This is a genomic window from Mycobacterium sp., from assembly GCF_050701675.1.
Taxonomy (GTDB): Bacteria; Actinomycetota; Actinomycetes; order Mycobacteriales; family Mycobacteriaceae; genus Mycobacterium.
Genome location: NZ_JBOGDD010001102.1, coordinates 1 through 10465 on the forward strand (window position 1 = coordinate 1; position 10465 = coordinate 10465).

Genomic DNA, 10465 nt, shown 5'->3' on the forward strand with positions numbered 1-10465 from the left:
GGGTGATGGTGGCGCCGACCTGGCTCTTGATGTCGTCGCCGACGATCGGCACGCCTGCGTCTTCGAACTTCTTGGCCCACACCGGGTCCGAGGCAATGAAGACGGGCAGTGCGTTGACGAATGCCACGTTCGCGTCGATGGCGCACTGGGCGTAGAACTTGTCCGCCTCTTCGGAGCCCACCGGAAGGTAGGACACCATGACGTCGACCTTGGCGTCCTTGAGTGCCTTGACGACGTCGACGGCCTCGCTGTCGGACACCTCGATGGTTTCGGAGTAGTACTTGCCGATGCCGTCCAGCGTCGGTCCGCGCTGCACGGTGATGTTGGTGGGCGGCACGTCGGCGATCTTGATGGTGTTGTTCTCGGACGCGAAGATGGCCTCGGACAGGTCGAAGCCGACCTTCTTGGCGTCCACGTCGAACGCGGCGACGAACTTCACGTCGCGGACGTGGTACTTGCCCAGCTTCACGTGCATCAGGCCGGGGACGGTCGAGTTCTCATCGGCGTCGTCGTAGTACTGCACACCCTGCACCAAGGAGGACGCGCAGTTGCCGACACCGACGATGGCAACCCGGATTTCGTTCGAGGCGGCCGCCTCATTGGGTACAGACATGGAACGTTCTCCTTCTCGTACTGACACTCGGTGCGGGTTGTAGTTGTCGATGTTGCTCAGTGCTGATTTTCTGGACGACCTTGCGCGCCGCGCTCGGCCGCGATCAGATCGTTGAGCCACTTGACCTCGCGCTCGCTGGACTCGAGGCCGAGCTGGTGGAGCTGGCGGGTGTAGCGGTCGAGTGAGTTGGTGGCACGCGCGATGGCTTCACGCAGACCCTCCCTGCGTTCCTCCACCTGACGCCGCCGGCCCTCCAGAATGCGCATCCTGGCCTCGGCCGGGGTGCGGTTGAAGAAGGCCAGGTGCACGCCGAAGCCGTCATCGGTGTAGTTCTGCGGTCCGGTGTCGGCGACGAGTTCGGTGAACCGTTTCTTGCCCTCGTCGGTGAGCACGTAGACGCGTCGGGCCCGGCGTACCTTGACGGCTCCCACTGGCGCCACCTCTTCGGCGATGAGCCCGTCGGCCTGCATCCTGCGTAGGGCCGGATACAGCGAGCCGTACGAGAACGCGCGAAAGGCGCCAAGCAGGCCCGTCAATCTCTTGCGCAGCTCGTAACCGTGCATGGGTGATTCGAGTAGAAGTCCCAGAATGGCGAGCTCCAGCACTCGAATCACCTCCTTTGCTCCGTCGCTACGACGATTCAACACCTCGGCAAACTGTATCGCGCCGATATATACGACGCTACATCAGGACGCCGAACAGTGGATGAGGAAGTGGCGATTACGAGTTGGTGGGGTAGCTCACGCGCTTGGTGGTGAGGTCACCGTTGAGTTCGATGTATCCGCTGTCCCCGAACTTCGGGCTCACGTAGATGCTGATCTGGATGCTGCCGGGCGGTGCTGTGATGTCGCTGTTCGCTTCGATGTCGAGGTAGAGGGTCTTGACCTCGGCGGGATTGATGCCGAGGGTCTCGGGCGCACCTCTGACCAGGCCGACCAACGTCGGGATGTCGAACTGTCCGAGGTCGACCACCTTGTCGTCGGAGCTCGTGCTGGTCTCCGACGGATCGTCCCAACCACCGCGGTAGGAGTAGTGCAGAGCCCGCCTCGGCTCGTTGGGATCGGTGCGCTCCAACGACGCGTAATCGTCGTAGATGGTGATCCCGTATCCCGTGGTGTCGCCGAATTTCGACCTCATCTGCTCGAACAGACCGGTCAGGCCGCCGAGGGAGTGCAGCTGCCGCGGCGGGGTCAGCACCTTGGCGGGTATGCCGTCGGCCTTGGCGCCGGGATCGGAGGTGAAGCTCAATGGCGAGCTGGTGTTTCCGTAGAGCCCCCAGCCGATCGCGATGCCGAGTATCACCAGGACGCCCGCCACCGCGAGACGCGTGCCGATGCGCCCGCCCGCACCGCCGGTGGCGCCGGAGAAACTCGACGGCTTCTTGAGATCGGGCATCTGGACCGGGGCGTTCTCGGTCTGGAGGTCGTCGACCAGCGACTGCAGATCACCGAGCGTGGCGGCCGTCGTCGCGGTCGCCACCCGCGTGCGGTGCTCCTCCATCGACAGCTGCCCGTCACTGAGCGCGCTGTCGAGTATCTGGCACGTGTTGTTGCGGTCGGTGTCCTTCGCCCGCGTTCCTGCCGTCTGCCGCGTCGCCACGAACAGATCGTAGAAGTTCGTGCACCATCACTGCAGACCAGATGGCGAACTGGGGCCGGAGGTGACCCAGTCGAGGCTCCCCTCGCAGAGGGCCGACGTACTCTGGTGACCGTGCGATTGCAGCGACAGGTGGTGGACTATGCGCTCAAGCGACGGTCGCTGCTGGCCGAGGTGTACTCGGGACGCACGGGCGTTTCCGAGGTGTGCGATGCCAATCCGTACCTGCTGCGCGCCGCGAAGTTTCACGGCAAGCCCAGTCAGGTGATGTGCCCGATATGTCGCAAGGAGCAGCTCACGTTGGTGTCGTGGGTGTTCGGCGACCACCTCGGAGCCGTGTCCGGTTCAGCCCGCAGCACGGAGGAGTTGGTGATGCTGGCGGCGAAGTTCGACGAGTTCGCGGTGCATGTAGTGGAGGTGTGCCGGACCTGCGAGTGGAACCACCTCGTCAAGTCGTACGTGCTTGGGGCGCCTCGTCCTCCGAAGGCGCGCGGCACCAGGACAGCGCGCTCTGGAGCGCGTACGGCCAGTGAATAGCGAAGGGCGACACGAACGGTCAGCCGACGACGTCCGCAAGGAGTCAGCGGCTGACGGTGGAGTCGCGCCCACGTCGCACGCGGCTCCTTCGCCGTCCGACGGCGTGACCAGGGCCATCCCCACGTCGAGGGATTCGTTGCGGCCAGATGATCGCCAGACGATGGTGATCCCTCCCGTTCGCGACGCCCCGCCGCAGTACCGCGATCCGATCGACGTCGTCAAGGCGGCCATGGACGGCACGCCGCCGCCGCCACGGCAACCACCGCCAGGGCCTCCTCCAGGGGGCCGCCCGCCAGGCGGACCGGGTCCGCGTCGTGAGTTCCACGTCAACTGGAAGTGGGTGCGGCGGGGGTCCTACATCGCACTGGCGCTGTGCGTCCTGCTGCCGATCGTGACCTTCGCGATGGCCTACGTGATCGTCGACATCCCCAAGCCCGGCGACATCCGCACCAACCAGGTGTCGACGATTCTGGCGAGCGACGGCAGTGAGCTCGCGAAGATCGTCCCGCCGGAGGGAAACCGGGTCGACGTCAACATCGATCAGGTTCCCGTGCAGGTCCGCAACGCGGTGATGGCCGCGGAGGACCGCGACTTCTACACCAACCCCGGCTTCTCCTTCACGGGGTTCCTGCGCGCGTTCAAGAACAACATCTTCGGCGGCGATCTGCAGGGCGGTTCCACGATCACGCAGCAGTACGTCAAGAACGCCCTCGTCGGTGACGCGCGATCGGGCGTGGGCGGTCTGGTCCGCAAGGCCAAGGAGCTCGTCATCTCGACGAAGATGTCGGGTGACTGGTCCAAGGACCAGGTGCTGCAGTCCTACCTGAACATCATCTACTTCGGCCGGGGCGCGTACGGGATCTCCGCCGCCTCGACCGCCTACTTCGGCAAGCCCGTCGAGCAGCTGAACGTCGCCGAGGGCGCGCTCCTGGCGGCGTTGATCCAGCAACCGTCGGCGCTTGACCCCGCCGTCGATCCGGCCGGGTCGGCCGAGCGCTGGAACTGGGTGCTCGACGGCATGGTGAGGATGGGCGCGCTGTCTCCGAGCGACCGCGCGGCACAGGTGTTCCCGCCAACGGTGTCGCCGGATCTGGCCCGCGCGCAGAACCAGACGACCGGACCGAACGGGTTGATCGAGCGTCAGGTCACCAAGGAACTGATGGACCTGTTCAACATCGACGAGCAGACGCTGAACACCGAGGGCCTGCAGGTCACCACCACGATCGACCCGAAGGCGCAGCAGTCCGCCGAGGACGCCGTCGCGAAGTACATGGACGGCCAGGACCCCGACATGCGCACGGCCGTCGCCTCGGTCGATCCGAGGACCGGCGGGGTGAAGGCGTACTACGGCGGCTCGGACGCCAACGGGTTCGACTTCGCGCAGGCCGGACTGCCGACGGGATCGTCGTTCAAGGTGTTCGCGCTCGTTGCCGCACTCAAGCAGGGCATCGGGCTGGGTTACCAGGTGGACAGCTCGCCGGTGGAAGTCAACGGCATCAAGATCACCAATGTCGAAGGCGAGGGTTGCGGCACCTGCAACATCGCCGAGGCGCTCAAGATGTCGCTCAACACCAGCTACTACCGGCTGATGCTCAAGCTCAAGAACGGTCCGCAGGACGTCGCCGACGCGGCACACGCGGCGGGTATCGCCGAGAGCTTCCCCGGCGTCGAGCACACCCTGTCCGAGGACGGCAAGGGTGGCCCGCCGAACAACGGAGTGGTGTTGGGTCAGTATCAAACTCGGGTGATCGACATGGCCTCGGCGTACGCGACACTCGCCGACTCGGGCGTCTACCACCGGCCGCACTTCGTGCAGAAGGTGGTCCGCTCCGACGGCCAGGTGCTCTTCGACGCGTCCCAGCAGAACGACGCCGGCGAGCAGAAGATCGACAAGGCCGTCGCCGACAACGTGACCGCCGCCATGCAGCCCATTGCGGGCTACTCGCGGGGTCACAACCTGGCCGGTGGTCGGGCCTCGGCCGCCAAGACCGGGACCAACCAGCTCGGCGACACCGACGCCAACCGCGACGCCTGGATGGTGGGTTACACGCCGTCGTTGGCGACGGCGGTCTGGGTGGGGACCACCGAGGGCACCAAGCCGCTCGAGAACAAGTCGGGCGGCTCGGTATACGGGTCGGGCCTTCCATCGGACATCTGGAAGTCGACGATGGACGGGGCCTTGCAGGGCACCGATGACGAGACGTTCCCGAAGCCAACGGAAATCGGCGGTTACGCGGGTCCACCCGCAGCGCCTCCGCCGCCTCCGCCACCTCCGCCGCCGCCGTCCGAGACGGTGATTCAGCCGACGATCGAGTTGGGTCCCGGCATCACGATCCCGTTCGGCCCACCGACCACGATCCCGTTGGGGCCGCCTCCGCCGCCTCCCGGTGATCCGGCCGCCTCAGCCACCCCGACGATCACCGCGCCGCCGCCTCCGCCGTGATCGGCGAGGTGGAACGTCGCCGCCGGGGCGGCTCCGGCGACCCGAGTCGGCCCACGGTGTCCCCCGAGCCGCTGGCCGAGGATCTGCGCAGCGACGACGACCGCGACCTGCCCAGCCGGACGGACACCATCGGCGCTGCGCTCTCCGGCACGATCGGCGGTCCGGTCGGCAGGCACGCGCTGATCGGCAGGGCGCGGTTCATGACGCCGCTGCGCGTCATGCTCGTCATCGCGCTGCTGTTCCTCGCACTCGGGTACACGACGAAGGCGGCATGTCTGCAGTCGACCGGCAGCGGCACCGCCGATCAGCGTGTCGCCGTGTGGGAGAACCAGCGCGCGTACTACGAGCTCTGCTACTCCGACACCGTGCCCCTCTACACCGCAGAACTGTTGAGCCAGGGCAAGTTTCCGTACAAGTCATTCTGGGTCGAGAAGGACTCCGCCGGCGGCCCGCAGAAACAGTACGACGGCAGCCCCGCCATCAGGTACATGGAGTATCCGGTCCTGACGGGCGTCTACCAGTACGTGTCGATGGCGTTGGCCAAGACCTACACGGCGTTGACCAAGCTCGTCTCGGTGCCGGTGCTCGCCGAGGTGGTGATGTTCTTCAACATCTCCGCGTTCGGGCTGGCGCTGGCGTGGATGGCGACGGTGTGGGCGACGGTGCGGTTGGCGGGCCGCCGCCCGTGGGACGCGGCGCTCGTCGCGGGTTCGCCATTGCTGATCTTCCAGATCTTTACCAACTTCGACGCGCTGGCGACGGCGTGCGCGGCGGGGGCGATGCTGGCGTGGGCCAGGCGAAGACCGGCGCTGGCCGGTGTCCTGATCGGCGTCGGCGTCGCGCTGAAGCTCTATCCGCTGCTGTTGCTCGTCCCGATGGTGATCCTGGCGTTGCGGACCGGGCGGTTGCGCGAGGTGGGCAAGACAGCCGGCGCCGCGGTGGCGACGTGGGTGATCGTGAACCTGCCGATCATGGTGCTGTTCCCGCGGGGCTGGTCGGAGTTCTTCCGGCTCAACACGCGACGCGGTGACGACATGGACTCGCTCTACAACGTCGTCAAGTCGTTCACCGGCTGGGCGGGGTTCGACCCGCATCTGGGGTTCTGGCAGCCGCCGGCGGTGCTCAACGCGGTGTCGGCGGTTCTGTTCGCCGTATGCCTGTGCGGGATCGCGTATGTCGGCCTGACCGCGAAGCAGCGCCCGCGGCTGGCGCAGCTGGCCTTCCTCGTCGTTGCAGCCTTCCTGCTGACGAACAAGGTGTGGAGCCCGCAGTATTCGCTGTGGCTGGTTCCGCTGGCGGTGCTGGCGTTGCCGCAACGTCGAATCCTGTTGGCCTGGATGACGGTTGACGCGCTCGTCTGGGTGCCCCGAATGTTGTATCTCTTCGGCGAGCAGAAGATGGGGCTGCCGCAGCAATGGTTCACGACGACGGTGCTGCTGCGGGACGTCGCGGTGATGACGTTGTGTGCGTTGGTGCTTCGTCAGATCTACCGGCCCGAGCTCGACCTGGTCCGCCACGGCGGGCGGGTCGATGATCCCTCGGGTGGGGTCTTCGAGTACGCGCCCGACGCACCGCCTCGTTGGCTGCCCGCCCGGTTGCGCCCGCCGCAACCGCCGCTGGCGTCACCCGTGGAACGCGAGCCGGAGCTGACGCCGGCCGGGTGAGCGCCTGTGGCAGGGTTGGAAACGTGACCGATCTCGAATTCAGTGACTCCGTGGTGGTGAATGTCGACGCCGACCGGCTGTACGCGCTGGTCGCCGACGTCACCCGGATGGGCGAGTGGAGCCCGCAATGCCGGGCGTGCTGGTGGGACGACGGCGGCGGCCCGGTGGTCGGCGCGTACTTCACCGGGCGGAACGAGACTGCGGAACGAACGTGGGAGACGCGCAGCCGGGTCGTGGCCGCCGAGCCCAGTCGCGAGTTCGCGTGGGTGGTCAACGACGGCTGGGTGCGTTGGGGCTTCACCCTCGAGGCCGTGGAGGACCCGGTCGGTGGCACCCGGCTCACCGAGTCGTGGGCGTTCCAGCCCGAGGGCATCCGTGGCTTCCACGGACGGTTCGGCGACGATGCGGAGAACCAGATCGGCATCCGGACGCGGTCGGCCAAGGAGGGCATTCCGGTCACCCTTGCGGCGATCAAGCGCACGGCCGAGGGCGGCTGAGCGGCGCGATTTCGCTGCTCAGGCCCTCCTGCTGTAGCCTTGCGGGGTTGCCGACGCAGGCGACCCTCCTGCCACGGACAAGCCGTGGCCGCACACGACCATAGGAGGTGATGGGTTCCTTATGCGTCCATACGAAATCATGGTCATCCTCGACCCCACGCTCGATGAGCGGACAGTTGCTCCGTCGCTGGAGACGTTCCTGAACGTCATCCGCAAGGACGGTGGCACGGTCGAGAAGATCGACATCTGGGGCCGTCGCCGGTTGGCGTACGAGATCCTCAAGCATCCCGAGGGCATCTACGCCGTCATCGACGTCAAGGCCGAGCCGGCCACGGTGTCCGAGCTGGATCGTCAGCTGAGCCTGAACGAGTCAGTGCTGCGCACCAAGGTGATGCGGACCGATAAGCACTGAGCCCAATGGGCTAGTGCACGTCAGAGTGGTTCCGTAGGCTCGCCTGCGACTCGCTCTGAAGCGACCGCACGCCAACAACACAGCACAGGAGGCCCTCGTGGCTGGTGACACCATCCTCACCGTCGTCGGAAACCTGACCGCCGACCCCGAACTGCGGTTCACGCCGTCCGGGGCCGCCGTCGCCAACTTCACGGTGGCGTCGACGCCTCGGATGATGGACCGTCAGACGAACGAGTGGAAAGACGGCGACCCGCTCTTCATGCGCTGCAGCATCTGGCGCGAAGCTGCCGAGAACGTGGCTGAAAGCCTCACTCGCGGTTCACGGGTGATCGTCACCGGGCGTCTCAAGCAGCGGTCCTACGAAACCCGTGAGGGCGAGAAGCGCACCGTCGTCGAGCTCGAGGTCGATGAGATCGGTCCGTCACTGCGGTACGCGACGGCCAAGGTGAACAAGGCCAGCCGAAGCGGCGGCGGGGGCGGCGGCTTCGGTGGTGGCGGTGGCGGCGGTTCCCGCGCTGCTGCCAACAGCGGTCCCAGCGATGGCCCCAAGGACGACCCGTGGGGCAGCGCCCCGGCGTCGGGTTCGTTCAACGGCGCTGACGAAGAACCTCCGTTCTGACCCATAGTTTCCCGCGGTGTCTGCACACCGCAATGCATTGAGAAAGAGATAGATATGGCTAAGTCCTCCTCCACGAAGAGGCGTCCGGCCCCAGAAAAGCCGGTAAAGACCCGCAAGTGCGCGTTCTGCTCGAAGAAGGGCAAGACCACGATCATCGACTACAAGGACACCGCGTTGCTGCGGACCTACATCAGCGAGCGCGGCAAGATCCGTGCCCGCCGGGTCACCGGCAATTGTGTTCAGCACCAGCGCGACATCGCGATCGCCGTCAAGAACGCCCGCGAGGTGGCTCTGCTGCCGTTCAGCGCGGCATCGCGCTAGACCGGAACGGGAAGACACTCACATGAAACTGATTCTGACCGCTGAGGTCGACCACCTGGGTTCGGCAGGCGAGACCGTCGAGGTGAAGGACGGCTACGGCCGCAACTTCCTGCTTCCTCGCGGCTTGGCCATCGTCGCGTCCCGCGGCGCCGAGCGCCAGGCCGAGGAGATCCGCAAGGCACGCGAAGTCAAGACCGTTCGCGACCTGGACCACGCCAAGGAGCTCCAGACCGCCCTCGAGGCGCTCGGGCCGGTGTCGCTGCCGGTGCGGACCGCTGGAGACAGCGGCAAGCTGTTCGGCTCGGTCGCCACGGGTGACATCGTCGCCGCCATCAAGAAGGCCGGCGGCCCGAACCTGGACCGCAGAACCGTCCAGCTGCCCAAGGCCCACATCAAGGCCCTCGGCACCTACGCCGTTGCGGTGCATCTGCACCCCGAGGTGAGCGTCCCCGTGTCGCTGAACGTAGTCGCCGAGTAGCAACAACAGCGTCAATACGCCCGGGTGAAGCCGTGATCGACCTTCACCCGGGCGTTGCTGTATCTGCTGGCGAACATTGCTCCCGGATTTGGGCCCAGCGAAGCTAACCAGCTGTTAACCTCTTGGGCGCAAAGGCGCAACACAACACGCCCGACAAGGCAACCCCGGGCGACACGCCGAATGAATTAACATCCACAGCTCTCCACGGTCCTCGTGATGCCCTTATCTGCGTGGATGCCGAAAAGTCGCATGGTTGTGCACAGGTTGTCCCCAACGGTTCAACATGCCCCACCGGCACTATCCACAGACCATCCACAGGTTCGCTAACAGGGCCGGCTTGCGTGGCCTCCAGCAACGTCTAGCGTGAGCCGTCGCATGTTGTTCCGACGCCTTCGCAGCGGAAGGTCGTCGGGGGGCTGAATTATAGTCGAATGCATGTTCGACATCGAGCAGGACGTGCAGGGAGGGGGAGCGCTTAGTGGCCGTCGTCGATGACCTGGGCCGTTCGGGGGGCCACGGTGGAGGTCGTTCGGAGATGGACGGGGCGCCACCCAGTGAGGACTACGGGCGCCAGCCTCCGCAGGACATGGCCGCCGAACAGTCGGTGCTCGGCGGCATGCTGCTCTCCAAGGACGCCATCGCCGACGTGCTGGAGCGGCTGCGGCCGGGCGACTTCTACCGCCCCGCGCATCAGAGCGTGTACGACGCGATCCTCGACCTGTACGGCCGGGGTGAGCCCGCCGACGCCATCACCGTCTCCGCCGAGCTCGATCGCCGCGGCCTGCTCAAGCGCATCGGCGGGGCACCGTATCTGCACACCCTGATCTCCACGGTGCCGACCGCGGCCAACGCGGGGTACTACGCGGGCATCGTGGCGGAGAAGTCGCTGCTGCGTCGCCTCGTGGAGGCAGGAACCCGGGTGGTGCAGTACGGGTACGCCGGGGCAGACGGCGCGGACGTCGCCGACATCGTGGACCGCGCCCAGGCCGAGATGTACGACGTCACCGAGCGGCGCACCACCGAGGACTTCATCGTCCTGGAGCAGCTGCTGCAGCCGACGATGGACGAGATCGACGCCATCGCCTCCCAGGGCGGAGTGGCCCGTGGTGTGGCCACGGGATTCGTCGAGCTCGACGAGGTGACCAACGGTCTGCACCCCGGTCAGATGATCGTCGTGGCGGCGAGGCCTGGGGTGGGGAAGGCGCTCGCTTTGGACACACCGCTGCCGACGCCGACGGGGTGGACCACGATGGGGGAGGTCCAGCCGGGGGATCGGCTGATCGGG

12 protein-coding genes are annotated in these 10465 nt (G+C 66.4%); 9 read left to right on the forward strand and 3 right to left on the reverse strand.

Annotation, left to right across the window (positions count from 1 at the left end; translation table 11 throughout):
• From ACRDUX_RS33995 to ACRDUX_RS34005, 3 genes are all read right to left on the reverse strand, one after another.
• Window positions 1-613 (reverse strand): inositol-3-phosphate synthase (locus ACRDUX_RS33995; protein ID WP_526420793.1); only part of this gene is annotated, 613 nt, incomplete at its 3' end.
• Window positions 614-669: 56 nt separating this feature from the next.
• Window positions 670-1218, reverse strand: coding sequence for a PadR family transcriptional regulator (locus ACRDUX_RS34000; RefSeq protein WP_526420795.1), 549 nt, complete (start codon window positions 1216-1218; stop codon window positions 670-672).
• A 115-nt stretch (window positions 1219-1333) separates the two neighbouring features.
• A complete protein-coding gene (locus ACRDUX_RS34005; RefSeq protein WP_526420797.1) occupies window positions 1334-2212 on the reverse strand; it encodes a DUF1707 domain-containing protein in 879 nt (292 codons plus the stop codon).
• 111 nt (window positions 2213-2323) lie between these two features.
• Between ACRDUX_RS34005 and ACRDUX_RS34010 the strand changes: the two genes are divergently transcribed.
• From ACRDUX_RS34010 to ACRDUX_RS34050, 9 genes are all read left to right on the forward strand, one after another.
• Window positions 2324-2746: a DUF5318 family protein gene (locus ACRDUX_RS34010; RefSeq protein ID WP_526420798.1), complete on the forward strand. Its 423-nt coding sequence runs from the start codon at window positions 2324-2326 to the stop codon at window positions 2744-2746.
• Between the two features lie 160 nt (window positions 2747-2906).
• Window positions 2907-5189: a transglycosylase domain-containing protein gene (locus ACRDUX_RS34015; protein WP_526420800.1), complete on the forward strand. Its 2283-nt coding sequence runs from the start codon at window positions 2907-2909 to the stop codon at window positions 5187-5189.
• A 56-nt stretch (window positions 5190-5245) separates the two neighbouring features.
• The gene (locus ACRDUX_RS34020; RefSeq protein WP_526420812.1) at window positions 5246-6853 is read left to right on the forward strand and encodes a glycosyltransferase family 87 protein; all 1608 of its coding nucleotides are present in this window, start codon (window positions 5246-5248) and stop codon (window positions 6851-6853) included.
• Between the two features lie 23 nt (window positions 6854-6876).
• On the forward strand, window positions 6877-7350 hold the full coding sequence (locus ACRDUX_RS34025) for an SRPBCC family protein (protein ID WP_526420802.1): 474 nt from the start codon (window positions 6877-6879) through the stop codon (window positions 7348-7350).
• 121 nt (window positions 7351-7471) lie between these two features.
• Window positions 7472-7762, forward strand: coding sequence for a 30S ribosomal protein S6 (gene rpsF / locus ACRDUX_RS34030; RefSeq protein WP_140689897.1), 291 nt, complete (start codon window positions 7472-7474; stop codon window positions 7760-7762).
• 97 nt (window positions 7763-7859) lie between these two features.
• On the forward strand, window positions 7860-8381 hold the full coding sequence (gene ssb / locus ACRDUX_RS34035; RefSeq protein ID WP_526420804.1) for a single-stranded DNA-binding protein: 522 nt from the start codon (window positions 7860-7862) through the stop codon (window positions 8379-8381).
• A gap of 54 nt (window positions 8382-8435) precedes the next feature.
• A complete protein-coding gene (gene rpsR / locus ACRDUX_RS34040) occupies window positions 8436-8702 on the forward strand; it encodes a 30S ribosomal protein S18 (RefSeq protein WP_526420806.1) in 267 nt (88 codons plus the stop codon).
• 22 nt (window positions 8703-8724) lie between these two features.
• Entirely contained in the window at window positions 8725-9180 is a 456-nt protein-coding gene (gene rplI, locus ACRDUX_RS34045) for a 50S ribosomal protein L9 (RefSeq protein WP_526420808.1), read from the forward strand.
• 478 nt (window positions 9181-9658) lie between these two features.
• Window positions 9659-10465: DnaB-like helicase N-terminal domain-containing protein (locus tag ACRDUX_RS34050; RefSeq protein WP_526420810.1), on the forward strand; the 807-nt coding region annotated here is incomplete at its 3' end.